At 72.0% G+C, this 26115-nt stretch carries 24 protein-coding genes; 14 read left to right on the top strand and 10 right to left on the bottom strand.

Translation table 11 applies throughout. From position 1 onward, the window contains the following. Nucleotides 1-39 precede the first annotated feature (39 nt). The gene (locus ACZ60J_RS32320) at nt 40-1506 is read right to left on the bottom strand and encodes a glycosyltransferase family 39 protein (protein ID WP_469687357.1); all 1467 of its coding nucleotides are present in this window, start codon (nt 1504-1506) and stop codon (nt 40-42) included. Between the two features lie 11 nt (nt 1507-1517). Here ACZ60J_RS32320 and ACZ60J_RS32315 point away from each other — a divergent pair, with 11 nt between their 5' ends. Then, on the top strand, nt 1518-2135 hold the full coding sequence (locus ACZ60J_RS32315; protein ID WP_469687356.1) for a hypothetical protein: 618 nt from the start codon (nt 1518-1520) through the stop codon (nt 2133-2135). A 37-nt stretch (nt 2136-2172) separates the two neighbouring features. Here ACZ60J_RS32315 and ACZ60J_RS32310 read toward each other — a convergent pair whose 3' ends face one another. Beyond that, nucleotides 2173-2823 (bottom strand): TetR/AcrR family transcriptional regulator, encoded by a 651-nt coding sequence (locus ACZ60J_RS32310; protein WP_469687355.1) that lies wholly within the window; start codon nt 2821-2823, stop codon nt 2173-2175. Nucleotides 2824-3376: 553 nt separating this feature from the next. On the opposite strand from ACZ60J_RS32310, the gene ACZ60J_RS32305 reads away from it, so the two are divergent. From ACZ60J_RS32305 to ACZ60J_RS32290, 4 genes are all read left to right on the top strand, one after another. Continuing rightward, complete coding sequence (locus ACZ60J_RS32305) at nt 3377-5164, top strand: glycoside hydrolase family 3 protein (RefSeq protein ID WP_469687354.1); 1788 nt, start codon at nt 3377-3379, stop codon at nt 5162-5164. 258 nt (nt 5165-5422) lie between these two features. Beyond that, nucleotides 5423-6166, top strand: a complete 744-nt coding sequence (locus ACZ60J_RS32300) for a response regulator transcription factor (protein ID WP_469687352.1) — start codon at nt 5423-5425, stop codon at nt 6164-6166. A gap of 35 nt (nt 6167-6201) precedes the next feature. Further along, a complete protein-coding gene (locus ACZ60J_RS32295; protein ID WP_469687659.1) occupies nt 6202-7257 on the top strand; it encodes a HAMP domain-containing sensor histidine kinase in 1056 nt (351 codons plus the stop codon). Between the two features lie 257 nt (nt 7258-7514). Then, the gene (locus ACZ60J_RS32290) at nt 7515-11414 is read left to right on the top strand and encodes a multifunctional oxoglutarate decarboxylase/oxoglutarate dehydrogenase thiamine pyrophosphate-binding subunit/dihydrolipoyllysine-residue succinyltransferase subunit (protein WP_469687350.1); all 3900 of its coding nucleotides are present in this window, start codon (nt 7515-7517) and stop codon (nt 11412-11414) included. A gap of 70 nt (nt 11415-11484) precedes the next feature. Here ACZ60J_RS32290 and ACZ60J_RS32285 read toward each other — a convergent pair whose 3' ends face one another. Then, nucleotides 11485-12711, bottom strand: coding sequence for an aKG-HExxH-type peptide beta-hydroxylase (locus ACZ60J_RS32285; protein WP_469687348.1), 1227 nt, complete (start codon nt 12709-12711; stop codon nt 11485-11487). Nucleotides 12712-12856: 145 nt separating this feature from the next. On the opposite strand from ACZ60J_RS32285, the gene ACZ60J_RS32280 reads away from it, so the two are divergent. Next, nucleotides 12857-13042 carry a DUF6104 family protein gene (locus ACZ60J_RS32280; RefSeq protein ID WP_030190019.1) on the top strand — a complete coding sequence of 62 codons (186 nt, stop codon included), beginning with the start codon at nt 12857-12859 and terminating at the stop codon, nt 13040-13042. A gap of 110 nt (nt 13043-13152) precedes the next feature. On the opposite strand, the gene sodN is transcribed toward ACZ60J_RS32280, so the two are convergent. Beyond that, nucleotides 13153-13548, bottom strand: coding sequence for a superoxide dismutase, Ni (sodN, locus tag ACZ60J_RS32275; RefSeq protein WP_030709803.1), 396 nt, complete (start codon nt 13546-13548; stop codon nt 13153-13155). Nucleotides 13549-13740: 192 nt separating this feature from the next. Here sodN and sodX point away from each other — a divergent pair, with 192 nt between their 5' ends. Then, nucleotides 13741-14208 carry a nickel-type superoxide dismutase maturation protease gene (sodX, locus tag ACZ60J_RS32270; protein ID WP_469687346.1) on the top strand — a complete coding sequence of 156 codons (468 nt, stop codon included), beginning with the start codon at nt 13741-13743 and terminating at the stop codon, nt 14206-14208. On the opposite strand, the gene ACZ60J_RS32265 is transcribed toward sodX, so the two are convergent. Then, a complete protein-coding gene (locus ACZ60J_RS32265; protein WP_469687345.1) occupies nt 14112-14741 on the bottom strand; it encodes a CGNR zinc finger domain-containing protein in 630 nt (209 codons plus the stop codon). The two genes, sodX and ACZ60J_RS32265, sit on opposite strands and share 97 nt — an antisense overlap. A 79-nt stretch (nt 14742-14820) precedes the next feature. Here ACZ60J_RS32265 and ACZ60J_RS32260 point away from each other — a divergent pair, with 79 nt between their 5' ends. Further along, entirely contained in the window at nt 14821-15597 is a 777-nt protein-coding gene (locus ACZ60J_RS32260) for a class I SAM-dependent methyltransferase (RefSeq protein ID WP_469687343.1), read from the top strand. 63 nt (nt 15598-15660) lie between these two features. Here the strand turns inward: ACZ60J_RS32260 and ACZ60J_RS32255 are convergent, their stop codons facing one another. The 3 genes from ACZ60J_RS32255 to ACZ60J_RS32245 all read right to left on the bottom strand — a co-directional run bounded on the left by ACZ60J_RS32255 (nt 15661) and on the right by ACZ60J_RS32245 (nt 18391). Then, nucleotides 15661-16413, bottom strand: coding sequence for an amino acid ABC transporter ATP-binding protein (locus tag ACZ60J_RS32255; RefSeq protein ID WP_469687657.1), 753 nt, complete (start codon nt 16411-16413; stop codon nt 15661-15663). Nucleotides 16414-16424: 11 nt separating this feature from the next. Further along, complete coding sequence (locus ACZ60J_RS32250; protein WP_469687341.1) at nt 16425-17375, bottom strand: amino acid ABC transporter permease; 951 nt, start codon at nt 17373-17375, stop codon at nt 16425-16427. Between the two features lie 68 nt (nt 17376-17443). Beyond that, nucleotides 17444-18391, bottom strand: a complete 948-nt coding sequence (locus ACZ60J_RS32245; protein ID WP_469687340.1) for an ABC transporter substrate-binding protein — start codon at nt 18389-18391, stop codon at nt 17444-17446. A 527-nt stretch (nt 18392-18918) separates the two neighbouring features. Here ACZ60J_RS32245 and ACZ60J_RS32240 point away from each other — a divergent pair. From ACZ60J_RS32240 to ACZ60J_RS32220, 5 genes are all read left to right on the top strand, one after another. Then, nucleotides 18919-20124 (top strand): NAD(P)-dependent malic enzyme, encoded by a 1206-nt coding sequence (locus ACZ60J_RS32240; protein ID WP_469687339.1) that lies wholly within the window; start codon nt 18919-18921, stop codon nt 20122-20124. Nucleotides 20125-20252: 128 nt separating this feature from the next. Then, nucleotides 20253-21215: a zinc-binding dehydrogenase gene (locus ACZ60J_RS32235; RefSeq protein WP_469687337.1), complete on the top strand. Its 963-nt coding sequence runs from the start codon at nt 20253-20255 to the stop codon at nt 21213-21215. A 73-nt stretch (nt 21216-21288) separates the two neighbouring features. Further along, nucleotides 21289-21498, top strand: a complete 210-nt coding sequence (locus ACZ60J_RS32230; protein ID WP_243336126.1) for a helix-turn-helix domain-containing protein — start codon at nt 21289-21291, stop codon at nt 21496-21498. Continuing rightward, entirely contained in the window at nt 21498-22010 is a 513-nt protein-coding gene (locus ACZ60J_RS32225) for a Clp protease N-terminal domain-containing protein (protein ID WP_469687335.1), read from the top strand. The genes ACZ60J_RS32230 and ACZ60J_RS32225 overlap by 1 nt, the downstream gene beginning before the upstream one ends. 109 nt (nt 22011-22119) lie before the next feature. Next, entirely contained in the window at nt 22120-23178 is a 1059-nt protein-coding gene (locus ACZ60J_RS32220; protein ID WP_469687333.1) for an ALF repeat-containing protein, read from the top strand. Nucleotides 23179-23232: 54 nt separating this feature from the next. Here the strand turns inward: ACZ60J_RS32220 and ACZ60J_RS32215 are convergent, their stop codons facing one another. Together ACZ60J_RS32215 and ACZ60J_RS32210 are read right to left on the bottom strand one after the other, a co-directional pair. Continuing rightward, the gene (locus ACZ60J_RS32215; protein ID WP_469687332.1) at nt 23233-24171 is read right to left on the bottom strand and encodes a PadR family transcriptional regulator; all 939 of its coding nucleotides are present in this window, start codon (nt 24169-24171) and stop codon (nt 23233-23235) included. A gap of 1 nt (nt 24172) precedes the next feature. Further along, nucleotides 24173-25144, bottom strand: coding sequence for a DUF4097 family beta strand repeat-containing protein (locus ACZ60J_RS32210; RefSeq protein WP_469687330.1), 972 nt, complete (start codon nt 25142-25144; stop codon nt 24173-24175). A 146-nt stretch (nt 25145-25290) separates the two neighbouring features. Here ACZ60J_RS32210 and ACZ60J_RS32205 point away from each other — a divergent pair, with 146 nt between their 5' ends. Then, nucleotides 25291-26109: a hypothetical protein gene (locus ACZ60J_RS32205; protein WP_469687656.1), complete on the top strand. Its 819-nt coding sequence runs from the start codon at nt 25291-25293 to the stop codon at nt 26107-26109. Nucleotides 26110-26115 lie beyond the last annotated feature (6 nt).

The following is a 26115-nucleotide window of genomic DNA, read 5'->3' as shown; positions in this document are numbered from 1 at the left end:
CACGCCCCCGCTTCCGGGCGGCCCGCGCGCGGCCGGGAGTTACGGGCAGGTGCCCGGACGGGCGAAGAGGGCCACGCGGGCGCCGCGCACCTCCGTCACGGAGCACAGGTCGAAGTGGGAGACGAGCGTCTGGCGTTTCACCGCCTCGGCCGGGTAGCCGTCCAGCGGCTGCCCCACCGGGTCCAGCAGGGCCACCACCCGGTCGACCGCCGGGTCCAGCAGGGCCGCCCGGATCTCCTCCGGAGTCCGCTCCACGCCCTGGAGGCTCCGCGAAGCCGCCGGGGTGCGGGACAGGGCGAGGTCGCGCAGGGAGCCGTAGGCCTCCGGCGAGGACAGCAGCCATTCCCGCCGCCGTGCGGGGAGGAACAGCACCGCGTCGCCCGGGCGGGCGAGTCCGCGTACGGCCGCCGCGACGGCCCGCGCGTCGTCCTTGCGGCTCTCGGGAGTACGCAGCCACGCGGACCAGAGCCCGACGGGGACGAGCAGGGCCCCGACCAGCGGCCACACCCACCACCCCCGCGCCGTGGCGAGCCGTGCCCCCGCGAGGAGGGCGAAGCCGGCGAGCGCGTAGAGGACGTACCGGTCCACGTACCAGGGGTGCACCAGCGAGACCGCGAGCAGCACTCCGGGCGGCAGCAGCGCCAGCGGCAGGGCGACCCGTACGAGTTCCCGCGCGGCTCCCCGGGCCAGGAGCAGGGAGGCGGCCGCGAGGACCCCGTAGGCCGCCCAGTCCTGCCAGCTCGGCCGCCCGAGCCAGCCCAGCTGCTGCTGCGCCTGCCGCACGCTGACCAGCGCGAGCGGCAGCAGCGCGACCACCACGGCCCCGGCGGCGAGCCGCCAGCCGCGCGAGCGCCGGGCGGCGAACGCGTGCGCGGGCAGCGCCAGTACGGCGAACTCGTGCAGCCAGCACCCGAGCACCAGCACCACCGCATAGGCGGCCCAGCGCTCGCGCAGCATCAGGTACGTGGCCCAGACGACGGCCGCGGCGACGAACGCGTACGAGCGCCCTTCCTGGGCGTACATCTGCACGGGCGGCAGCAGCGCGTACCCGACCCCGGCCAGCACCGCGACCCGCCCCGCAGGGCGCGGGGGGCCCGTCAGGCGGTGGGCCACCGCGGCCACGCCGGAGGCGGCGAGGGCGGTGGCGGCGACCGAGGGGAGGCGCAGGGCCCAGAGGCCGGGGTCGGAGGCGGTGGTGCCCGTCACCGCGAAGACCGCGTGCATCAGGAGGTAGTAGAGGCCGTGGACGGCGTCGACCTGACCGAGCAGTTCCCAGAGCTCGCCGAGCGGCCGGTGGGCGACCTGCCACGTGACGGACTCGTCGCGCCACAGGGAGCCGCCCCGCGGGAGGCCCCAGAGGCCGAGGGCGACGGCGGTGAGCGGCGGCAGCCAGCGCCAAGGGGCGAAGCGGCGGATGTCGGCCTCCGAGTGCTTTCCGTGCGGGTGGTGCTGACTCCATACTCGGGGTTCGAGCCGGATACCTGCGGGGGTGGGGCGTGCGAGCACGTGGTGGACGAGTGGGCTGGGCAACGGCGGCCGGGGCGCTGGCCGTGGTGGCGGCCCTGGGCGGGTGCTCCTCCGACGGGTCGGACGACGGGGCGTCACCACGGCCGAGCGCGAGCACGGGCACCGCCGGCGGCACCCCGTCCGGGGCGGCGACGGACGCCCCGGGGACGCCGTCCCCCGGTCAGAGCGCCGGCCAGAGCCCGGACCCGGGCACCGGTACGACCGCTCCCTCCCCGCAGCCCGCGCCGAGCACCTCCGCGCCCGCGCCCAGCGCCTCGCCGCCCGGCGCCGGCGAGACGCTCCTCGCGGTCACCCGCAGCGGCGGCATCAGCGGAAAGAACAGCACCTTGGTCATCAAGGGGGACGGATCGTTCCTCCGGCTCGACGCGAAGGCCGAGACGGTCGACCAGGACAAGCTCTCGGCGGCCGCCCTCGCGAAACTGCGCACCGCGCTCCAGGAGGCGGACTTCCCCCGCCTGCCCCGGATCTCGATGCCCAAGGAGCCGGTCGCCGACGCGTTCACGTACGCCTTCCGGCACGGAGGCTACGAGGTCGCCGCCGCCCAGACCACGCTGCCCGGGTCTCTGCAAGGGGTCCTGGCCGCCCTGCCGCCCTTCGAGCCGCGCTGAGGGAACGGCAGCCGGGGCGCCGCCGCCGGCCGGCCCGTCACAGGCCCGTTCCCTCCACCGTGATCTCCCGGAGCCGCCGGTCCAGGTAGGCGCGGAGCAGGACCGCCATGTCCACGCCCTCCGGGTCCAGCACCCACTGGATCTGGAACCCGTCCATCACCGCGATGACCTCGCGGCCGACGGCCTCGCAGTCCGTGTCCGGCCGCACCTCGCCGCGCGCGACGCCCGCCCGGAGCAGGTCGACGCTGTAGCCCAGGACCCGGTCGTAGCGCTGCCTGAAGTAGGCGTGCGCGGGGTGGCCCGGGTTCCCGGACTCGCCGACCAGCGTGTTGTACATCCGTACGAGCCCGGGGCGGCGGGCGTTCTCCTCGGCGAGGGCGACCACGGCGGCGAAGTGCGCGGCGACCGAGGGGACCTCCTCCGCGGGCCCGCTGAAGAGCCGTTCGGCGTCGTGCTGCTCGCTCTGCGCCAGCACCGACAGCAGCAGGTCCTCCTTGCCGCGGAAGTGGTGGAGCAGGCCGCCCTGGGTGATACCGCAGTCGCCGGCGATCCGGGCGAGCGAGGAGGCGTTGAAACCCCACTGCGCGAAGTGCTCGACGGCGGTGTCGAGGATCTTCTGGCGCCGGGCCTCGCCCACCGCGTAGCCGCCCCGGGCGGTCGCCGCCTTCGGGGCCTTGTCCTGTGCCATGCGGACCACCCTAATCCGGACCCTTTCCGGCCACCGCGAAGGGGTGATCCAGGTCACTCCACGAAAACCTAGTGGGTGCATGGTTTTCGCGCCTACGGTGAAACCGCCCGGTCGGCGACGAGGCCCGACGCGGAGACGTTGGAGCCCCCATGCCGCTCACGCAGAACCCCGGACGTGCACGCGCCGCCACCGACCGCCCCGATCCGGCCACCCCGGCCCACGCTTCGGCCACCCCGGCCGACGGGCCCGCGACGCACCGGCCGGCGCCCCCACCAGGCTGATCTCCGGCCCGGTCGCCGCGCCCTCTTCCTCGCCGACGGCATCACGGCGGGCATCGGCGCCACCCCCGTCCGACTGACCCGGCCCTCGGGGGACGGCCCGCCCGACCGCACCCGCCACCGCCGACGCACCGGCCCCGGCGACCCCGGCGACCCCGGGCCCCCGCGCCCCCGGCCCCGCCCCGACCCCGGCACCGGCCCCGCCCAGCCGTCCGGCCCCGCCGGCCCCGCACCCCGCGACCTCCCGCGCGACCGACCTCCTCAGGAGCCCCGCCATGAACGCCACCCCGACGCCCCCGACCGCCCCCGCCTCGCCCCTCCCCTACCGCGACGCCTCCCTCCCCGTGGACCGGCGCGTCGAGGACCTGCTCTCCCGCATGACCCTGGAGGAGAAGGCCGGCCAGCTCTTCCACTCGATGCTGATGATGAACGCGGACGGCACCCCGGTCACCGAGACCGACGGCTCGATCCTCCCGTTCACCACCCCCGAGCTGATCGAGGGCCGCCACCTCACCCACTTCAACCTCCTCGGCAGCTACGGCGCCCGCGAGATGGCGATGTGGCAGAACGCCGTCCAGGAGATGGCCGCCGGCACCCGCCTCGGCATCCCGGTGACCCTGTCGACGGACCCCCGGCACTCCTTCACCGACAACGTCGGCGCCTCCTTCAACGCCGGCGCCTTCTCCGCCTGGCCGGAGGCGATCGGGCTGGCCGCGATCGGGGACCCGGAGCTGGTCTTCGAGTTCGCCGACATCATGCGGCGCGAGTACCTCTCCGTCGGCTTCCGCGTCGCGCTGCACCCGCAGATCGACCTGGCCACGGAGCCCCGCTGGGCCCGCCAGTCGGGCACCTTCGGCTCGGACGCGAAGCTGACGGGCGAGCTCGTCCAGGCCTACGTACGCGGCCTGCAGGGCGAGACCCTCGGCGCGAGCTCGGTGTCCGCGATGGTCAAGCACTTCCCCGGTGGCGGCCCGCAGAAGGACGGCGAGGACCCGCACTTCGCGCACGGCAAGGAGCAGATCTACCCGGGCGGGATGCGCGAGCACCACCTGGAGCCGTTCAAGGCGGCCATCGCCGCAGGCTGCTCGCAGATGATGCCGTACTACGGCCAGCCGATGGGCACCGACTGGGAAGAGGTCGGCTTCGGCTTCAACAGGGGCGTCGTCACCGGCCTCCTCCGCGAGGAACTCGGCTTCCAGGGCATCGTCTGCACCGACTGGGGCCTGCTCACCGAGTCGGTGATCTTCGGCGAGCCGCACCCGGCCCGCGCCTGGGGTCTGGAGCACCTCAGCGTCTCCGAGCGGGCGGCCCGCGCGCTGGAGGCGGGCTCGGACCAGTTCGGCGGCGAGCAGTGCCCCGCGGTCATCGTGGAGATGGTCCGCTCGGGCCGGGTCACCGAGGCCCGCATCGACGCGTCCGTGCGCCGGCTGCTGCGCGAGAAGTTCGTCCTCGGCCTCTTCGAGAACCCGTACGTGGACCCGGACGAGGCGGCCGAGACCGTCGGCCGCGCCGATTTCACCGCGGCCGGCGCCGCGGCCCAGCGGCGCTCCCTGACGGTGCTCACCAACACCGGGACGACCCTGCCGGTCTCCGGCCGGCCGAAGCTGTACGTCAAGGACGTGGACGCGGAGGTCGCGGCGGCGTACGGCGAACTCGTGTCCGACCCGGCCGAGGCGGACCTGGCGGTGCTGCGGCTGCGCACCCCGCACGAGCCCCGCACGAACATCTTCGAGTCCTTCTTCCACTCGGGTTCGCTGGCCTTCCCCGAGCCGGAGCTCACCGAGATCCTGTCCCTCCTGGACGCCGTCCCCACCCTGGTCTGCATCAACCTGGAGCGGGCCGCGGTGATCCCCGAGATCGCGGAGCGGGCGGCCGCACTGATCGCGGACTACGGTGCTTCGGACGCCGCCCTCCTGGACGTGGCCTTCGGCCGGGCCGCCGCGCAGGGCCGCCTGCCCTTCGAGCTCCCGCGCTCGATGGAGGCCGTCGCGGCCTCCCGGCCCGACGTTCCGAACGACACCGGGAACCCGGTGTTCCCGCACGGCCACGGTCTGTCCCTGTAGCCCCGCGGGGCCGGTCCCCGGCCGGCCCTTCCACCGTTCCCGGGGCCCTGTCCTGACCCACCGGGATCCGGGGCTCCGCCCCGGATCCCGCGCCCCGCACGCCGGCGAGGCCGGATCTTCCGGCCCGCCGGGCGTTTGAACCGCAGGTCCGGGGGCAGAGGGCCCGGGAACGAACCCGCGCAGCGAACCCGTCATAGCCGGAGCTCAGCCGCTCCTCTACGCTGCACCCCTACCACGCGGGATCTTCAGGGGCGGGACATGGAACAGACGCACACCACCACCCACAACGGCGCCGCGGCCACCCCCGGCGCGCAGCGCCGGGTCCTCGTCGTCGAGGACGACCACACCATCGCGGAGGCCATCGCGGCCCGGCTCCGTGCCGAGGGCTTCCAGGTCCAGACGGCCGCGGACGGGCCGGCGGCCGTGGCCGCCGCCGAGGGCTGGCTGCCCGACCTGCTGGTCCTGGACGTGATGCTGCCGGGCTTCGACGGCCTGGAGGTCTGCCGCCGGGTCCAGGCCCAGCGGCCCGTTCCGGTGCTCATGCTCACGGCCCGGGACGACGAGACCGACATGCTCGTCGGCCTCGGGGTCGGCGCCGACGACTACATGACGAAACCCTTCTCCATGCGCGAGCTGGCCGCGCGGGTCCACGTACTGCTGCGGCGGGTGGAGCGGGCGAACGTGGCCGCGCACGCCCCGCGCGGAGCCACGCTGCGCCTGGGCGATCTGGAGATCGACCACGCGCAGCGCCGGGTCCGCGTGCACGCCGAGGACGTGCACCTGACGCCGACGGAGTTCGACCTGCTGGTGTGCCTGGCCGGGACCCCGCGCGCGGTCCTCTCGCGGGAGCAGCTGCTCGCCGAGGTGTGGGACTGGGCCGACGCGTCCGGGACCCGTACGGTCGACAGCCACATCAAGGCGCTGCGCCGGAAGATCGGCGCCGAGCGGATCCGTACGGTCCACGGCGTCGGGTACGCCCTGGAGACCCCGGCACAGCCGTGAGCGGCTACCGCTCGCCGGGGCAGCGGCCGCCCGGGGTGCTGCGGCCCTTCTCCCCGTTCTCGATCAAGACCAAGCTGGGCACGCTCGTGGTGGTGTCGGTCTTCATCACCACGGGCCTGCTGATGGTGGCGGTGCGCACGAGCACCGAGGTGCGCTTCATCACGGTGTTCTCGGTGATCGCCTCGATGCTGATCACCCAGTTCGTGGCGCACAGCCTGACGGCGCCGCTGGACGACATGACCACCGTGGCCCGGGCGATATCCCACGGGGACTACACGCGCCGGGTGCGCGGGGCGGGCCGCCGCGACGAGCTGGGCGACCTGGCCTCCACCATCAATCTGATGGCGGACGACCTGGAGGCGGTGGACCGGCACCGCAAGGAGCTCGTCGCCAACGTCTCGCACGAGCTGCGCACCCCGATCGCGGCCCTGCGGGCGGTCCTGGAGAACGTGGTGGACGGTGTCTCCGCCGCCGATCCGGAGACCATGCGCACGGCCCTGAAGCAGACCGAACGGCTCGGCCGGCTGGTGGAGACCCTGCTGGACCTCTCCCGCGTGGACAACGGGGTGGTGCCGCTGCGGGCCCGGCGCTTCGAGGTGTGGCCCTATCTGTCGGGGGTGCTGAAGGAGTCGGGTCTGGCGGCCGCGGGCCGGCCGGGGCTGTCCTCCGGCTCGGGCGGGCACACCCGCAACGACGTCCACCTCCACCTGGACGTGTCCCCGCCGGACCTGGCGGCGTACGCGGACGCCGAGCGGCTGCACCAGGTGGTGGCGAACCTGATCGACAACGCGGTCAAGCACAGCCCGCCGCACGGCCGGGTCACGGTCCACGCCCGGGCGGGCGACGCGCCCGGGGCTCTGGTGCTCGAAGTCCGGGACGAGGGGCCCGGCATTCCGGAGGCGGAGCGCCACCGGGTCTTCGAGCGGTTCAACCGGGGCAGCGCGAGGGGCGGCGACGGCGGCACGGGCCTGGGCCTGGCCATCGCCCGCTGGGCGGTCGGCCTGCACGGGGGCGACATCGGAGTGGCCGAATCGTCACGGGGCTGCCGGATCCTCGTCACGCTTCCGGGCAGCTCGCAGGCATCGAGTTGACGTAGGGTTCGAGTGGGAAGGACATGATCTCGGCCACACAAGCCGGGGTCCGTCAGGGGTGCGAAGCCAGGGGGCCGCAACCGCGGTGCCTCCTGCCCGAACCACGCTTGTTTCCCGCCATTCCTGGTGGGGAAACCCGCCGTTCGATGTGACCTACATGACGTATCCACCGCCCGGTCTGCATCTCACGGCCCGGGAGGCGTAGCCTTTATTCCCGCTGTCCATACCTTGTGAAGCGGAAGAGGGCGGTTGCCGCCGTGTCGCCACAGTCCCCCAGTAACTCGAGCACCACGACCGAAGCAGGAGAAGGCGGGAAGAACCCCGCCCCGGGCTTCGGCGCGAATGAGTGGCTCGTCGACGAGATCTATCAGCAGTACCTCCAGGACCCGAACTCTGTCGACCGGGCCTGGTGGGACTTCTTCGCCGACTACAAGCCGGGGGGCGCTGTCGCTCCGGTGAAGGCGGATAAGCCCCCCGTCGCGACGACGACGGACGGCGCCTCCGCACAGGCCGCCGCCCCCGTCACCGCCGCGACTCCGCAGGCTTCCGACGCCGCCACGGGGACGGCGAGCCTCTCGCCCGCCGCCTCCGTCGCCGCGCCGACGACGCCCGTGTCAGCACCTGCCCCTGTACCTGCCACCCCCTCTGGTGCCCCTGCTGTGACTGTCACCTCCCAGGCCCCGGCCGCCGCCGCACCGGCTGCCGCTGCCCCTCAGGCCCCGGCCCCGGCCGCCGCCCCCGCCGTAGCCCCCCAGAAGGCCGCGCCCGCCACCGAGGCCCCTGCCGGCCCCGACCTGGTGACGCTCCGCGGCCCGGCGGCTGCCGTGGTCAAGAACATGAACGCCTCCCTGGAAGTGCCGACGGCCACGTCCGTCCGCGCCGTCCCGGTGAAGCTGCTGTTCGACAACCGCATCGTCATCAACAACCACCTGAAGCGCGCCCGGGGCGGGAAGATCTCCTTCACCCACCTCATCGGCTACGCGATGGTGCAGGCCATCAAGGCCATGCCGTCGATGAACTACTCCTTCGCGGAGAAGGACGGCAAGCCGACCCTGGTCAAGCCGGAGCACGTCAACTTCGGCCTCGCGATCGACCTGGTGAAGCCCAACGGCGACCGCCAGCTCGTCGTCGCCGGCATCAAGAAGGCCGAGACCCTCAACTTCTTCGAGTTCTGGCAGGCCTACGAGGACATCGTCCGCCGGGCCCGCATCGGCAAGCTGACGATGGACGACTTCACCGGCGTCACCGTCTCGCTCACCAACCCCGGCGGCCTGGGCACCGTCCACTCCGTGCCCCGCCTGATGCCCGGACAGTCGGTCATCATGGGCGTCGGCTCCATGGACTACCCCGCCGAGTTCCAGGGCACCTCGCAGGACACCCTGAACAAGCTGGGCATCTCCAAGGTCATGACCCTGACCTCGACCTACGACCACCGGGTCATCCAGGGTGCGGCCTCCGGCGAGTTCCTGCGCATCGTCGCGAACATGCTGCTCGGCGAGAGCGGCTTCTACGACGACGTCTTCGAGGCGCTGCGCATCCCGTACGAGCCGGTCCGCTGGCTCCGGGACATCGACGCCTCGCACGACGACGACGTCACGAAGGCCGCCCGCGTCTTCGAGCTGATCCACTCCTACCGGGTCCGCGGCCACGTCATGGCCGACACCGACCCGCTGGAGTACAAGCAGCGCAAGCACCCCGACCTCGACATCACCGAGCACGGCCTCACCCTGTGGGACCTGGAGCGCGAGTTCGCGGTCGGCGGCTTCTCCGGCAAGTCGATGATGAAGCTCCGCGACATCCTCGGCGTGCTGCGCGACTCGTACTGCCGCACCACCGGCGTCGAGTTCATGCACATCCAGGACCCGAAGCAGCGCCGCTGGATCCAGGACCGCATCGAGCGCCCGCACTCCAAGCCGGAGCGCGAGGAGCAGCTGCGGATCCTGCGCCGGCTGAACGCGGCGGAGGCCTTCGAGACCTTCCTGCAGACGAAGTACGTCGGCCAGAAGCGCTTCTCCCTGGAGGGCGGCGAGTCCGTCATCCCGCTGCTCGACGCCGTCATCGACTCGGCCGCCGAGGCCCGCCTCGAAGAGGTCGCGATCGGCATGGCCCACCGCGGCCGCCTGAACGTGCTCGCGAACATCGTCGGCAAGTCGTACGCGCAGATCTTCCGCGAGTTCGAGGGCAACCTCGACCCGAAGTCCATGCACGGCTCCGGCGACGTCAAGTACCACCTGGGTGCCAACGGCACCTTCACGGGCCTGGACGGGGAGCAGATCAAGGTCTCGCTCGTCGCCAACCCCTCGCACCTGGAGGCGGTGGACCCGGTCCTGGAGGGCGTGGTCCGCGCCAAGCAGGACATCATCAACAAGGGCGGCACGGACTTCACGGTCCTGCCCGTCGCCCTGCACGGCGACGCGGCCTTCGCGGGCCAGGGCGTCGTCGCCGAGACGCTGAACATGTCGCAGCTGCGCGGTTACCGCACCGGCGGCACCGTGCACGTGGTCATCAACAACCAGGTCGGCTTCACCGCCGCCCCGGAGTCCTCGCGTTCCTCGATGTACGCGACCGACGTGGCCCGCATGATCGAGGCGCCGATCTTCCACGTGAACGGCGACGACCCGGAGGCCGTGGTCCGCATCGCGCGGCTCGCCTTCGAGTTCCGTCAGGCGTTCAACAAGGACGTGGTCATCGACCTCATCTGCTACCGCCGCCGCGGTCACAACGAGTCGGACAACCCGGCGTTCACGCAGCCGCTGATGTACGACCTGATCGACAAGAAGCGCTCGGTGCGCAAGCTGTACACCGAGTCCCTCATCGGTCGCGGCGACATCACCCTGGAAGAGGCGGAGCAGGCGCTCCAGGACTTCCAGGGCCAGCTGGAGAAGGTCTTCGCGGAGGTCCGCGAGGCCGCCACGCAGCCCGCGGCCACCACGGTGGCGCCCGCCCAGGTCGCGCAGGAGTTCCCGGTCGCCGTGAACACCGCGATCTCCCAGGAGGTCGTCAAGCGGATCGCCGAGGCCCAGGTCAACATCCCCGACGGCCACACGGTCCACCCGCGCCTGCTGCCGCAGCTGCAGCGCCGCGCGGCGATGATCGACGACGGCACCATCGACTGGGGCATGGGCGAGACCCTGGCCTTCGGCTCGCTGCTGATGGAGGGCACCCCGGTCCGGCTGTCCGGCCAGGACTCCCGCCGCGGCACCTTCGGCCAGCGCCACGCGGTCCTCATCGACCGGGAGACGGGCGAGGACTACACCCCGCTGCTCTACCTGTCCGAGGACCAGGCCCGCTACAACGTCTACGACTCGTTGCTCTCCGAGTACGCGGCCATGGGCTTCGAGTACGGCTACTCGCTGGCCCGTCCTGACGCGCTGGTCCTCTGGGAGGCCCAGTTCGGCGACTTCGTCAACGGCGCGCAGACCGTCGTCGACGAGTTCATCTCCTCCGCCGAGCAGAAGTGGGGCCAGACGTCCGGCGTCACGCTCCTCCTGCCGCACGGCTACGAGGGCCAGGGCCCGGACCACTCCTCCGCCCGCCCGGAGCGCTTCCTGCAGATGTGCGCGCAGGACAACATGACGGTGGCCATGCCCACGCTCCCGTCGAACTACTTCCACCTGCTGCGCTGGCAGGTCCACAACCCGCACCACAAGCCGCTCATCGTCTTCACCCCGAAGTCGATGCTGCGTCTGAAGGCTGCGGCGTCGAAGGCGGAGGAGTTCACGACCGGTTCGTTCCGTCCGGTCATCGGCGACTCCACGATCGACCCCAACGCGGTCCGCAAGGTCGTCTTCTGCGCGGGCAAGGTCTACTACGACCTGGAGGCCGAGCGCGAGAAGCGGGGCATCACCGACACGGCGATCATCCGCATCGAGCGCCTCTACCCGCTCCCGGGTGCCGAACTCCAGGCGGAGATCGCCAAGTTCCCGAACGCGGCGAAGTACATCTGGGCCCAGGAGGAGCCGGCGAACCAGGGCGCGTGGCCCTTCATCGCGCTCAACCTGATCGACCACCTCGACCTGGCGGTCGGCGCGGACGTCCCGGCCGGCGAGCGCCTGCGCCGCATCTCCCGCCCGCACGGCTCGTCCCCCGCGGTCGGCTCGGCCAAGCGCCACCAGGCGGAGCAGCAGCTCCTCCTGAACGAGGTCTTCGAGGCCTAGGCACCGCGCTTGCCTGAACAGTGAAGGCCCGGCCCCCCTCGGGGAGCCGGGCCTTCCGGCTGTCCCGCCGTCAGCCGGGTGCGTACGGGGCCAGGTTCGGGTGCGCCGCGCACCATGCGGCCCGGTCCCGCTCGACCACCCCGCGGGCCACCGCGTACCGGGCACCCGGCGCCGGCACCCCGTCCATGGCCCGCTCGGCCGCTGCCATGGAGCCGACGAACACCCGCCCCCCGGCGGTGAGTTCCGGGCAGGCCTCCAGGACAGGCAGTACCGCCGCCACCTGCGCCCGCACCCGCGCGTGCTGCGCCCACGCCCCCCTGGCCCCGTAGAGCGCCGCGCGCTGCCAGTAGCCCGCCAGTCCGAGATGTGCGTACGCGCCCCGCAGAAGCCCCTCCAGCGGCCGCGGATCGGCCCTCCAGGGGGCCCAGTACCGTGCGGTGCGGTCGGCGGTGTGCAGCGGAAGCGCCTCCGCGAGGGCCGCCAGCTTCCCGTGCTGGACTTCGAACACGAGGGTCGCGGCCAGCGCGGGCGGCGGCTGGGCCCGCGCCAGGACGGAGCCCGCCGCGGCGGGCAGGCTCGCGCCGTGGGACCGGGAGATGCCGGACAGCGGGACCAGGCAGCGCAGCAGCGTCCCCGCCTCCTCCGCGCGGGCGGTGTCGTAGCGCCGCAGCAGGCTGATGGCCCCCGACCACTGGGTGTCCCAGCGCTTGTGCCCCTTGGGGGTGAGCCGCCGGGCGGCGGGCACCGTCCCGGGGGCGCGGTAGGGGTCCAGGTCGTCGAGGGCGGTCCGCCCGTCGGGCAGCGCGTGCAGGGCCAGCGCCTCCGGGTTGCCGGGGTCCCAGGAGCCCTCGGTGAGGGCGAGCGGGCCGGGCCGGTCCGGGCGCAGCAGTCCGAGGGTGGGCAGGGCGAGGCGTCCGTGCGCGGGCCGCAGCGTGATCTTGAAGCCGATTCCGGCGCGCAGCGCCGCGGCGGCGGCGAGTGCCCCGAGGTGTCCGAGGTCGGCGGGCGGCCCGTGCCGCGTGCGCAGCCGGCGCAGCGTCTCCTCGGCCCAGACCCCGGTGGCCGGATAGTGCACCACGTCGGCCACCGCGCCGGGGTCGCGGCGCCCGGCCTCCGCCAGCAGGGCCCAGCGCTCGGCGGCCTCCCCTATGCGGGCTCCGGGGAGTTCCCCGAGCTCGCGCAGCAGCCTCAGCCGCCGGGCCCGCCGTACGCCGCGCACCAGCGCGGTCCCGTCGGTGGACGGCTCGGTGGATCCGAGTGCGCGCAGTACGTCGTCGCTCGGCTCGGGGTGATCCATGCATGCCTCCCGCCGCGGACCCTTCATCCCTGCCCTGGGGAGGGGCTTCGCGAACGGCGGAAAGCGGTCAGGTCCGGGCCCGGCGGGGCGGCGGATTATCCTGACGGGAGACACCCGAACACCCGACCACTGCACGGAGCCCGACTTGTACTTCACCGATCGCGGCATCGAGGAGCTGGAGAAGCGGCGCGGCGAGGAGGAGGTCACCTTCGAGTGGCTCGCCGAGCAGCTGCGCACCTTCGTCGACCTGAACCCGGACTTCGAGGTCCCGGTGGAACGCCTCGCCACCTGGCTGGCCCGCCTGGACGACGAGGACGAGGACGAGGAGTGAGCGCGCCGCCGCCGGCACGGCGGACGGCATGACGAAGGGGCCCGGCCGCAGTGCGGTCGGGCCCCTTCGTCATCGTCCTCGGGACAAGGCCGATCAGGCGTGGTGCCTGATCAGGCGGCCTTGGTCTCCCAGAAGATGCGGTCGATCTCGGCGATGAGCTCCAGCGCCTTGGCGCCGGTCGCCGGGTCGTTCGACGCCTTGGCGGCCGAGAGGGCCTTCAGGGTGTCGTTGACCAGGGTGTGCAGCTGCGGGTACTTCTCAAAGTGCGGCGGCTTGAAGTAGTCGCTCCACAGCACGGAGACGTGGTGCTTCGCGAGCTCGGCGCGCTGCTCCTTGATGGTGATGGCGCGCGCGCGGAAGTCGGCGTCGTCGTTGGCCTGGTACTTCTCCTGCACGGCCTTGACGGACTCGGCCTCGATGCGGGCCTGGGCAGGGTCGTACACGCCGCACGGAAGATCGCAGTGGGCGGAGACCTTCGCCTTGGGGGCGAAGAGGCGGGAAAGCATGGAGTTTGTCCTCCTCGTGATCGTCTTCTCAAGGGGGAGATTACTCCGTGAGAAAGACGATTTCGCGGCCGCCCCCGTGCGGTTGGGACAAAAGTCCAGGGGTGTGCCCGGGCCGGTGACCGAATGTACGGAAGAGTGCGGCAGCATGCGGGGGGCACGGAGAGTGGACCAGAGCGGTTACGGAGGTCACGGATGACGGGGAGCACGCGCTCGCGCGGCCGGTCGCGGGAGTGGGAGTCGCCGTTGAAACGGATCGGGACCGTGGAGGTGAGCGGCCCCTCGATGGCGCCGACCCTGGAGAACGGGGACCAGGTGCTGGTCCGCTACGGGGCCCCCGTGCGGCCGGGCCACGTGGTGGTGCTGCGCCACCCGTTCCAGCAGGACCTGCTGGTCGTGAAGCGGGCGGCGGAGCGGCGGCCGGGCGGCTGGTGGGTGCTGGGCGACAACCCGTACAACGCGACGGGCGACAGCACGGACTACGGGGTGGTCCCCGACGAGCTGGTGCTGGCGACCGCGGTGGTCCGGTTCCGGCCGCGCCCCCGGCCGGAACACGCGGCGGAGGGTCAGCGCTCGCTGAGGGCGTGGCTCTCCTGGGCTTCCTCGGCGCTGCGCCCGCTGTGGGCGGACTCCTCTGCCTCCAGCCGCTTGCGGGCGCGGTAGGCGGCGACGTTGGCGCGGGTGGCGCACCGGTCGGAGCAGTACCTCCGGGAGCGGTTGGTGGAGGTGTCGAGGTAGGCGTTGCGGCAGGGCGGGGCCTGGCAGAGGCCGAGCCGGTCCGGGCCGTGCGCGGTGAGGTGGAAGGCCAGCCCGAAGCACGCGATCGCGGCGTAGCCGGCGGAGGCGTTGGAGGGGTGGTCGGCCAGGTGGATGTGCCAGTCCGGGCCCCCGTCGTCCCCGAGCGTCTCGTGCCCGGAGACCTGCGGGCTGACCGGGAACTCCATGAGCAGGGAGTTCAGCAGGTCGACGGCGAGGACGTGGTCCCCGCCGTCGGCGGCCTCGAAGACGGTGCGCAGCCGGCCGCGGACGTTGCGGAATCGGGTGACGTCACCGTCCGTGACCCGGCGGGCCATCTGGACGCTGGCACCGAAGAGCGCACGGACGGCGTCCACGGAGGTCAGCGAGTCCTTGTTGCGGGCCGGCTCCTCGGTGTTGACCAGGCGCACGGCATAGTCCGAGTAATGGGCCAGTTCCACTTGTAGTCCTTACGGCTGCAGATTAGTGTCTCCGGTAACGGCTGAGACATGTTCGAGGGTATTACGCGTGGAGGATTTCGTGGCGGATACGGGACGCTTCGATACGGCAGCACCGTCCGACTGGCAGGCCTGGCAGGACAGCTGGGACCGGCAGCAGGAGTGGTACATGCCCGACCGCGAGGAGCGGTTCCGGGTGATGCTGGACATGGTGGAGGCGCTGGTCGGCACCGCCCCCCGGGTGCTCGATCTCGCGTGCGGTACGGGAAGTATCACGGACCGCGTCTTCAAGAGGTTCCCGGAATCCACCAGTACGGGAGTCGATCTCGACCCCGCGCTGTTGACGATCGCCCGCGGCCACTTCGCCGGCGACCCCCGCGTCACCTTCGTGACCGCCGACCTCAAGGACCCCGACTGGCGCGCGGCCCTCCCCCAGGGCTCCTACGACGCGATTCTGACCGCCACCGCCCTGCACTGGCTGCCCAGCGAGGACCTCGCCGTCCTCTACGACCAGCTCGCTCCCCTGCTGCGCACCGGCGGGGTGTTCATGAACGCCGACCACATGCCCGACCCCGCCACCCCCCGGATCAACGCCGCCGAGCGCGCCCACCGGCACGGCGGCATGGACCGGGCGAAGGCGGCCGGGGCCCTGGACTGGCGCGAGTGGTGGGAGCTCGCGGCCGCCGACCCGGAGCTCGCCGAGCCCACCAAGGCCCGCTTCGAGATCTACGGGGAGCATGCCGACGGCGACACCCCGCCGGAGTCCTGGCACACCGCCAAGCTGCTCGGCGCCGGCTTCTCGGAGGCCCGTACGGTCTGGCGCTCGCCCTCCGACGGGCTGGTGCTGGCCCTGAAGTAGGCCGGGTGCGCGTGAGGGGCGGTACGGGTGTCCGTACCGCCCCTCACGCGTGCTGCCGGCCTGCTAGAGGACCTTCGAGAGGAAGGCCTTCGTGCGGTCGTGCTGGGGGTTGCCCAGGACGTCGCGGGGGTGGCCGGACTCGACGACCACGCCGCCGTCCATGAAGACGAGGTTGTCTCCGACCTCGCGGGCGAAGCCCATCTCGTGGGTGACCACGATCATGGTCATGCCCGACTCGGCCAGGTCCCGCATGACGTCGAGGACGTCGCCGACGAGCTCCGGGTCGAGCGCCGAGGTGGGCTCGTCGAAGAGCATCAGCTTCGGCTCCATGGCCAGCGCGCGGGCGATGGCCACGCGCTGCTGCTGGCCGCCGGAGAGCTGGGTGGGGTAGTTCCCGCCCTTGTCGCCGAGGCCGACCCGGTCCAGGAGCTTGATCGCGCGGGCCCGTGCGACGGCCTTGCTCTCGCCCTTGACCATGACGGGGGCTTCCATGACGTTCTCTATGGCCGTCATGTGCGGGAAGAGGTTGAAGCGCTGGAAGACCATGCCGATGTCCCGGCGCTGGGCCGCGACCTCGCTGTCCTTGAGCTCGTAGAGCTTTCCGGCCTTCTCCTTGTAGCCCACCAGCTCGCCGTCGACCGAGAGGCGGCCGGAGTTGATGCGCTCCAGGTGGTTGATGCAGCGCAGGAAGGTGGACTTGCCGGAGCCGGACGGGCCGACCAGGCAGAACACCTCGCGGGGGGCGACTTCGAGGTCGATGCCCCGCAGGATGTGGGCGGGGCCGTACGACTTGTGGACGGCCTCGGCCTTGACCATCGGCTGGGCGGTCACTTCGCCACCTCCGTACGGCGGAACATGTTCAGGTTGGCCTTCAGCCGCTGGAACGGCGTGGGCGGCAGGGAGCGCAGCGAACCGCGTGCGTAACGACGCTCCAGGTAGTACTGGCCGACGCTGAACACGCTGGTCAGGGCCAAGTACCAGATGGAGGCGACGAACAGCATCTCCATGATCGCGCCGGCCGTGGACCCGATGTTCGACGAGGCCCGCAGGAGCTCGGTGTACTGGACCGCGGACACCAGGGACGAGGTCTTCAGCATGTTGATGAACTCGTTGCCCGACGGCGGGATGATCACGCGCATCGCCTGCGGCAGGACCACGCGGCGCATCGTCTGCACCTGGGTCATGCCCAGCGCGTGCGAGGCCTCGGTCTGGCCCTCGTCGACGGACTGGATGCCCGCACGGACGATCTCCGCCATGTAGGCGCCCTCGTTCAGGCCCAGGCCCAGGAGGGCGACCATGAACGGGGTCATCAGCTCGACGGTCTCTTGCTTGTAGATCGGGCCGAGGTTCACGTACTGGAAGATCAGCGACAGGTTGAACCACACCAGCAGCTGCACGTAGACCGGGGTCCCGCGGAAGAACCAGATGTAGAGCCAGGCGACCGTGTTGGTCACCGGGTTCTTCGAGAGCCGCATGACCGCGAAGAGGATGCCGAGCACGAGGCCCAGCGCCATCGCGGACACGCTGATGATCACCGTGTTGCCGAGGCCCGAGAGGATCGAGGGGTCGAAGAGCTTGTCTCCGACCGTCTTCCAGATCACGTTGCCCTGCGAGAAGGCGTAGACCAGCCAGCCCAGCAGGACGACGACCACGACGCCGCTGACCCAGCGGCCGTAGTGCCGCACGGGGATTGCCTTGATTGCCTCGTACGGGGTACCCGAGGCGCCGGGACCGGCCGGCGGGGTCGCCGCCGGACCCTTGTCGATCTTGTCAGTCACAATGACTGCCCTTCAGTGGAGCTCAGGAACCAGGGTCCGGGGGCGCGGGCGCCCCCGGACCGCACGGGTCACTTGCCTGCGTTGACCGTCGCGGACTGAACGGCGCTGTCCTTGACGTTCCACTTCTCCAGGACCTTGGCGTAGGAGCCGTCCTTGATGATCGCGTCGAGGGCCTGCTTCAGGGCGTCGCGCAGCTGGGTGTTGTCCTTGCTGACGCCGATGCCGAAGAGGCCGACGTCGGCCTGGGCGCCGCCGACCTCGAAGTCGTTGCCGCCGCCCGAGGTCTTCGCGATGTACGCGGCGACCGGGAAGTCGTTCAGGTCGGCCACGGCTCCGCCGGCCTTGACGCGGGTCTGGGCCTCGGCGTCGGTGTCGAAGGCCTCGATGGTGAGCTTCTTGTCACCGCACTTCGTGGCCTGCGCCTTGAAGGTGTCCTCGTAGATCGTGCCGCGCTGGACGGCGACGGTCTTGCCGCAGAGGTCGTCCAGGGACTTGATGTTCTGCGGGTTGCCCTTCTTGACGAGGAGCGAGACGCCGGAGGAGAAGTAGTCGACGAAGTCGATCCCCTTGCCGATCTGCTTGCCCTCGTCGTCGAGGCCCTTCTGGCGCTTCTCGTTGTCCGTGACCGAGGACATGATCGCGTCCTGGCGGCCGGAGTAGATCGAGGTGATCAGACCGTCGAAGCTGCCCGAGGTGAACTCGAACTTCACACCGAGCTGCTTGCCCAGGGCCTCGGCGATGTCGGGGTCGACACCGACGATCTTGCCGCCCTCGGTGAACTCCATCGGCGCGTACGCCGCGTCCGTGCCGACCTTGATGACGCCCGCGTCCTGGATCTTCTTCGGCAGGGCGGAGAAGAGGGGGGCGGAGTTGGACTTCGTGGCGTCCCCGGACCCCTTCTTCTCGGTCTGGTCTCCACAGCCGGTGAGGACGAGGGCGCCGGCGACCGCGATCGCGCCGACCGCGGCGATCCGGGACCGTGCGGCGGTGGTACGACGGGTGGTGCTTGCGGTCATGAGCTGATTCCTCCGGCGGTGGGGAAAAACGCATCCGAGAACGGTCCGGCACGCACCATCGAGTGTCGCGACCTTGTGTGATTACGGCATCTTGCCATTCGGACTGAGACATTCAGGGTGCCCGTCAGGTCAAAATCAGATAACGGACACCCCCCGGCGCCCAACAGCCCTGCGGGCAGGGGCCCTAGAGGCCGGATTAAACGCTGTGACCAGGCGTTTTGGCCGCAGTTTTTACGGCGCGTCTCGCCTATCGGACGGCAAGGTTTGGACTTTTCGCCAAAACCAGGGCAAGAAGCCTACGATCGAGCGGGAATCGACTCGTCTGGGTGAGTGTTCTTCGGGTAGAACAGATCCTTACACCCCTCATCCGGGGCTCAGGGCGCGCGTGCGGCGCGCCCGCGCGTACGAACCTCCCCTTCGCGGAGACGGACCGAAACCCGTCGACGCGGAGACGGACGCGGTGCCCGCCCACCCCTTAACCAGGAGTGGCCACCCTCAACGATTCAAAGACTTAAGGGGTTAAGACAGTGGCAGCGGAGATCGTCAATCCTCGCAGCGACAGCGTGACGGACAACAACCCCGATGCGGTGTTCGCACTGCACCGGGGCGGCAAGATGGCCATCGTGGCCACCGTGCCCGTCAACGACAAGGACGACCTGTCCCTGGCGTACACGCCCGGCGTTGCGAAGGTGTGCAGCGCCATTGCCGAGCAGCCCGAGCTCGTGAACGAGTACACCTGGAAGTCCAACGTGGTCGCCGTCGTCACCGACGGTACGGCCGTGCTCGGACTCGGTGACATCGGGCCCGAGGCCTCCCTCCCCGTCATGGAGGGCAAGGCCATTCTCTTCAAGCAGTTCGGTGGTGTGGACGCGGTTCCGATCGCGCTCGCCACCAAGGACACGGACGAGATCATCGAGACCGTGATCCGCCTCGCGCCCTCCTTCGGCGGCGTGAACCTGGAGGACATCTCGGCGCCCCGCTGCTTCGAGATCGAGCGCCGCCTCCAGGAGGCGCTGGACATCCCGATCTTCCACGACGACCAGCACGGCACGGCCATCGTGACGCTGGCCGCCATGCGCAACGCCGCGAAGCTCACCGGTCGCACCCTCGGCGACCTGCGCGCCGTGATCGCGGGCGCCGGCGCGGCGGGCATCGCCATCGCCAAGATCCTCGTGGACGCGGGCATCGGCGACGTCTGCGTCACCGACCGCAAGGGCGTCGTCTCCGCCGACCGCACCGACCTGACGGACGTCAAGGCGGAGATCGCGGGCCTGACGAACAAGACCGGCCAGACCGGTTCCCTGGAGGACGCCCTCGCGGGCGCGGACGTCTTCATCGGCGTCTCCGGCGGTACGGTCCCCGAAGCCGCGGTGGCGACGATGGCGAAGGACTGCTTCGTCTTCGCCATGGCCAACCCGAACCCGGAGGTCCACCCCGACGTCGCGCACAAGTACGCGGCGGTCGTGGCCACGGGCCGCTCGGACTTCCCGAACCAGATCAACAACGTGCTGGCGTTCCCGGGCATCTTCGCGGGTGCCTTCAAGGTCCGCGCCTCGCGGATCACCGAGAACATGAAGATCGCGGCCGCCGACGCCATCGCCGGTGTCGTCGCCGACAGCGAGCTCACCGCCGACTACGTGATCCCCTCGCCGTTCGACGTGCGCGTCGCCGAGGCCGTCACGGCCGCGGTCGCCGCGGCGGCCAAGGCCGACGGCGTGGCCCGCCTCGCCTGACCCCTGCGCCGAGAGACGTGAAGCGGGGCCCGCCGGAACCTTCCGGCGGGCCCCGCTTCGCGTTCTCCACCGCCCGCCGGGCAGGGCGGCCCTGGATCCCGGGCCTACCGACCGGTAGCCTCGCGGCCATGTTCGCTGCCTACGCCGCCCGAATCGACCGTGACCAGCCGCTGAGCGGCCTCGAGCTGGGCGAACGCCCAGCCCCGCAGGCCCGCCCCGGCTGGGTGACCGTGAACGTCAAGGCCGCCTCCCTCAACCACCACGACCTCTGGTCGCTGCGCGGGGTCGGCCTGTCCGGGGACAAGCTCCCCATGATCCTCGGCTGTGACGCAGCCGGGATCGACCAGGACGGCAACGAGGTCGTCCTGCACTCCGTCATCGGCCAGACCGGCCACGGGGTCGGCCCCGACGAGCCCCGCTCGATCCTGACCGAGCGCTACCAGGGCACCTTCGCCGAGCAGGTCACCGTCCCCGCCTGGAACGTCCTGCGCAAGCCCGCCGAGCTCTCCTTCGAGGAGGCCGCCTGCCTGCCCACGGCATGGCTGACCGCGTACCGCATGCTCTTCACGAACGCCGGCGTCCGCCCGGGCGACTCGGTCCTGGTCCAGGGCGCGGGCGGCGGGGTCGCCACCGCCGCCATCGCCCTCGGCAAGGCGGCCGGTCTGCGGGTCTTCGCGACCAGCCGCGACGAGGCCAAGCGCAAGCGCGCGGTCGAGCTGGGTGCCGTCGAGGCCTACGAGCCCGGCGCGCGGCTCCCCCAGCGGGTCGACGCGGTCATCGAAACGGTCGGCGCCGCCACCTGGTCGCACTCGGTGAAATCGCTGCGCCCCGGCGGCACCCTGGTCATCTCGGGCGCCACGAGCGGGGACCGCCCGGCGCACGCCGAGCTGACCCGGATCTTCTTCCTGGAGCTCAAGGTGGTCGGCTCGACGATGGGCTCGAAGGACGAGCTGGAGGACCTGCTGTCCTTCTGCGCGGCGACCGGCGTCCGCCCGCTCGTCGACGAGGCCATGCCGCTGGACCGGGCCCGCGAGGCCCTCGGGAAGCTGGAGTCGGGCGACGTGTTCGGCAAGATCGTCCTCACCGTCTAGCCCCCGCACCCGACCCCCACCGGTTGTCAATGTGGGTTGACACCCTCCCGTGCGTCAACCTACATTGACACCCATGACGGAAGCCACCGATCTGGCCGAGCGCGCCGGCGACCGCGACCCCCGGGTGGGCCTGCGCGCCGTGGCCGCCCTCCGGCGACTGCTGGAGCAACTGGAGGCCGTACAGGTGCGCGGGGCCCGCGCACAGGGCTGGTCCTGGCAGGAGATCGCGGCCGAGCTGGGCGTCAGCCGGCAGGCCGTACACAAGAAGCACGGGAGGCTCTGATGTTCGAACGGTTCACCCGGGACGCCCGCTCCACCGTGACGGGCGCGGTCGCCGAAGCCGAGCGGACCGGGGCGCAGCGGGTCGGCGAGGAGCACCTGCTCCTGTCCCTGCTCGCCCTGGGCGCCCTCGACCCCCTGGACGTGGACCGCGCCGCGGTCTGCGCCGACCTGGCGGCGGCCCGCCGCCGGGGCGGCATGTCCAAGGCGGACGAGGAGGCCCTCGCGGGCCTCGGAATCGACCTCACGGAGATCGTCTCCCGCATCGAGGAGACCCACGGCGAGGGCGCCCTGGCGGACCCCGCCCCGCGCGGCCGCTCCGGCCGCACCCGGTTCACCCCCGGCGCCAAGAAGGTCCTGGAGCAGTCCCTGCGCATCGCCCTGGGCCGCAAGGACCGCCACATCTCCACCCTCCATCTGCTCCTCGCCCTCCTCTCCCGCCCCGGCACCTCCGCCGAGGTCCTCGCGGACCACGGGGTGACGTACGCGGGAGCCGAGGCCACCCTGACGGGCTGAGGCATCGGAGCGCGACGCTCCGATTTTCTTTCTTTGCTGTCGCGTACAACCATCGGCACCTCCCACGGGTCTCGCAGAGCGAAAGAACGTTCCCTTGGGGGTTTTGACAGTGAAGTTGTCCCGTATCGCGGCGGCGGTCGCCGCCACCGCTCTGGCTCCGGCCGTCCTCCTCGCGTCCCCGGCCTTCGCGACCGGCCAGGAGTCCGGCACCGGCACCATCGGCACCCCGACCGCCCCGACCGCCCCTGACCAGGGCGCCGCGGATGAGGCCGGCAAGGAAGACCAGGCCGAGCAGGACCGCAAGACCATCCTCGCGATCATCGCCGACCCGATGGCCAGCGAGCACATGAAGGAAGCGGGCCGCAAGGCCATCGCCGACGGCCCTGCGGCCATGCGCAAGTTCATCGAGACCGACCAGCACGTGATCCGCCGGGACGACTACCGGGTGCTCATCGCCCGTCTGGCGAACGACGCGGGCCCCGCCCTGAAGGACGGGATCAAGCAGATCATGCGCAGCGACGCGACCCTGGAGGAGCTGCGCCACTTCTACGAGGTCACCCAGCACGAACTGCGCGACCAGGACAACCAGGTCGAGATCTCCAGGCTGATCAACGACGCCGGCCCCAACCTGAAGGAAGGCGCCAAGAAGGCGCTCAAGGGCACTCCCGCCGACCGCATCGAGTTCCTGAAGACGGGCCAGCACCACCTGCGCGACCAGGACAACCGGATCGAGATCGCACAGATCATCGACGGTGGGGGTCCGGAGCTGGTCAAGGCGGGCATCGCAGCGCTCAACGGCACGCCCGCCGACCGCGCGGAGTTCCTGAAGACGGGCCAGCACGAGGCGCGCGCCAAGGACAAGAAGGCCGAGGAGGAGAAGGAGAAGGACAAGAACAAGCCCACCCCGACCCCGACTCCCACCCCGACTCCCGCCCCGTCCACCTCGCCCTCCGGCGGGACCGGGTCCGGCACCGGCACCGGCTCCGGCACGGGCACGGGCACCGGGAACAACTCGGCCACTCCGCAGGGCGCTAACGGCACCGGCCCCCTCGCCACCACCGGCGCCGGGGACACCGCCCTGATCGCGGGCGGCGCGGGCACCGCGCTCGTCGCCGGCGCGGGGCTCCTGCTCGCCGCGCGGATGCGCCGCGCCGGCTCCGGGCGCTGATCCACGTCCTCGCCGCAGCCGTACGGGGGTCGGCAGCGGCGAGGACGGAGCGGCTCAGGCCTGCGGACCCAGGGCCGAGGCGATGCGGGCGGCCGCGGCCGCCAGGTGGGTACGGGCCTGCGCGAGCTGGTCGTCGCTGATCCCGCGGTCGCGGGCCGCGTCGCGGATGTCGTCGCGGAAGCGGTCCAGCAGCCGGTCCAGGTCACGGGCCGGGTCCCCCGTGGACGGCACGTCACGTGCCCAGTCCGCGTCGGGAGCCGGTGCCGGGGCGGCCGGACGGGCGGACGGCTCGTAGGGCTCCGAGGGCTCGGAAGGCGCCGACGGCGCCGTCGTCGAGCCGGAGCCGGAGGTGCCGAGCCAGGCTCCCGCCAGGCTGCCCAGGACTCCGCCCGACTTCGCGAACTGCTCCTGCAGCTGGCCCGCGATGCGCTGGACCTCCTCACGGGCCCGCTCCTGCGCCTCCTTGGCCTGCCGGCGCGCCTGCTGGGCCTCCTCGCGGGCCCGGCGGCTCTCGTCCTTCGCGCGGCGCGCCTGTTCCTTCCACTCGGCCTTCGCCTTGCGGAGCTCCTCCTTGGCGGCCTTCCAGGAGTCGTCCTCCACCTGCGTGGCCGACGCGCTGGCCGCGGCCCGCAGTTCGCGCCGCAGATCGCCCGCGGCTCCGCTCACGTCGGCGCGGATCTCGGCGGCCAGCTCGGAGACCGAGTCACGGATCTCCAGTTCCAGGTCGGCCAGTTCGCCGCCGCGGTCGGCCAGTTCGGCGCGGCCCGCGTCGGTGATCGAGTACACCTTGCGCCCGCCTTCGGTCGCGTGCGTGACCAGGCCCTCGGTCTCCAGCTTGGCCAGGCGCGGGTACACCGTGCCCGCGGAGGGCGCGTACAGCCCCTGGAAGCGCTCCTCCAGCAGCCGGATCACCTCGTACCCGTGGCGCGGGGCCTCGTCGAGCAGCTTGAGGAGGTAGAGGCGGAGGCGGCCGTGGGCGAAGACGGGCGGCATGTCAGAGCACCTTCTTGTCGAGCGCGAGCGGGGCGGCCGGGGCGGCGCCGGCCGCGTCTGCGGGCGGACGGCGCAGCAGCGCGATGGAGCCGGAGACGGTGGTGGCGCGCAGGGTTCCGGTGCCGGCGCCCAGAGTGCCGGTGATCCTCTTGGCGCCCATCTGGCCCGAGACCCGCAGGTCCTCGAAGGCGTTGGAGACGCCGCCGGTGGCGGTGTTGGCCTCGACCCGGGCGTCGGCCGGGTGCGGGAGGCGGATGGCCACCTGCCCGGACACGGAGTTGAGGGAGATGTCGACCGGCCGGGGCGCGGGCCGGTCCTCGAGGGCCAGGTCGATCAGCATGTCGCCGCTGACCGAGTCGGCCCGTACGCTGCCCACCGCGCCGTCGACCAGCGTCAGGCCGCCGGACACGGAGTGGAATCCGAGTTCGCCGGTCACGGACTGCGCCTCGACCCCGCCGGAGACCGTGTGCGCCTTGACCCGGCCGGACAGGCCGACGAGCGTGGTGTCGCCGGAGACTCCGTGGACGTCGGTGCCGCCGTCGATGCCGGAGACGAAGGCGGTGGCGCTGACGGTGGCCAGCTGCACCCGGGTGGCGGCCGGGACCGTGAGGGTCACGGTCGCGCTGCGCTCCCAGGCCTTGCGGCCGGAGTCGGAGGCGGACCAGGCCTTCCAGGGCTTGCTCTCGAACCACTGCTTGAGCCCCTGGGAGCCGTTCCAGGGAAGGTCCTCGTAGGAGACGGTGAGGGTCCCGCCCTCCTGCACCACGTGCAGGGGCGGCCCGTCCACCTCGGACACGTCGAGACGGGCCGGGCCCCCGTCGGCGTCGTCGGCGACGACGTTGACCGTGCCGCCGGCGATCCGGACGCGGACCTCGGTCACCGGCTCCTCGAAGTCGAGCTTCTGCGGTGCGGCGACCGACCATACCGACGGCGGACCCTGCGGACTCTGCGGATTCTGCGCTGCCTCTGCCATGGCGCTGGCCCTCCTCGGCGTACCTGCACGCAACATATCGCGTCTTCTGGCTAACACGATATATCGCGGTTGCGGGAAGTCAAGCGCGTCAGGATGATCCAAAATCATCATTTTGGGCCGTTTTGGCTTAGCGTGTGGGCATGTCGATCTCCCAGACCACGGCGGGCGGACTGCTGCTCTGCCGCGCCGACCCCCTCGACGCCCGACCGGCCGCGCACATCCTGCGCGAACGGCTGCTCCTCGCCCCCGCCGGCGAGTGGAGCGCGCTGGTGCCCGAGGCGAAGCCCTGGCTCGGCGGCGCGGAATCCGTGGCCGAAGTCCTGGCCGGCTGGGGTGCCGCGGTCGCGCTGAGCTCCAACTGGCCGGTGCTGAGCCTGTGGTGGGAGGAGGGCCGGACCGGCTTCGTCCTGTCCTCCGGCTTCCGCCGGTCCGCGGCCTACGAGTGGGACGCGGCGGGCCGTCCGCACGGCGGGCGGGACGCTCCGGACCCGGACGCCATGCGGGTGCTGGCGGCGCGGCTCGGACTGGACCCGGTGCTGGACCTGGAGGAACTGGAACGCCTGACCCGCCCCGACGAGGCGGCGGACGGCGCGTCCCGGCTGCTCGGCGTCATCGCGCTGCTGGCCCGCGCGGGGCTGGCGCTGCCCGCGGGCCTGAACCCGGGCGAACCGGCCGACCGGCTGCGGGAGGCGGCCCGGGTCGCACCCGGTGCGGAGCGCGTGGAGTGGGCGGGCTGGCGCGACACGGTGCGGGCGGAGCTCGCGGTGGTCGAGGACAGCCCCCTGGGCCCGTGGCTCCGCGGCCCCAAGGCGCGCCTGGCGGGTGCGGCCCAACTGGCCGCGGGGGCGCCCCTGATGATGTGGGCGGCCCGCCGCCGCAGCCCGGGCTGGCTGGCTACGGGCGCCGTCCTGGTGACCCACGGCGCGGCCGCCCTGGCCTACGACCGGGTACGCCGCCGCGCCTGAGCCCTC

The organism is Streptomyces sp. NPDC104226 (assembly GCF_055584085.1).
Note: the sequence above shows the minus strand (reverse complement) of the source record. Positions and strands in the feature narration are given on the sequence as shown.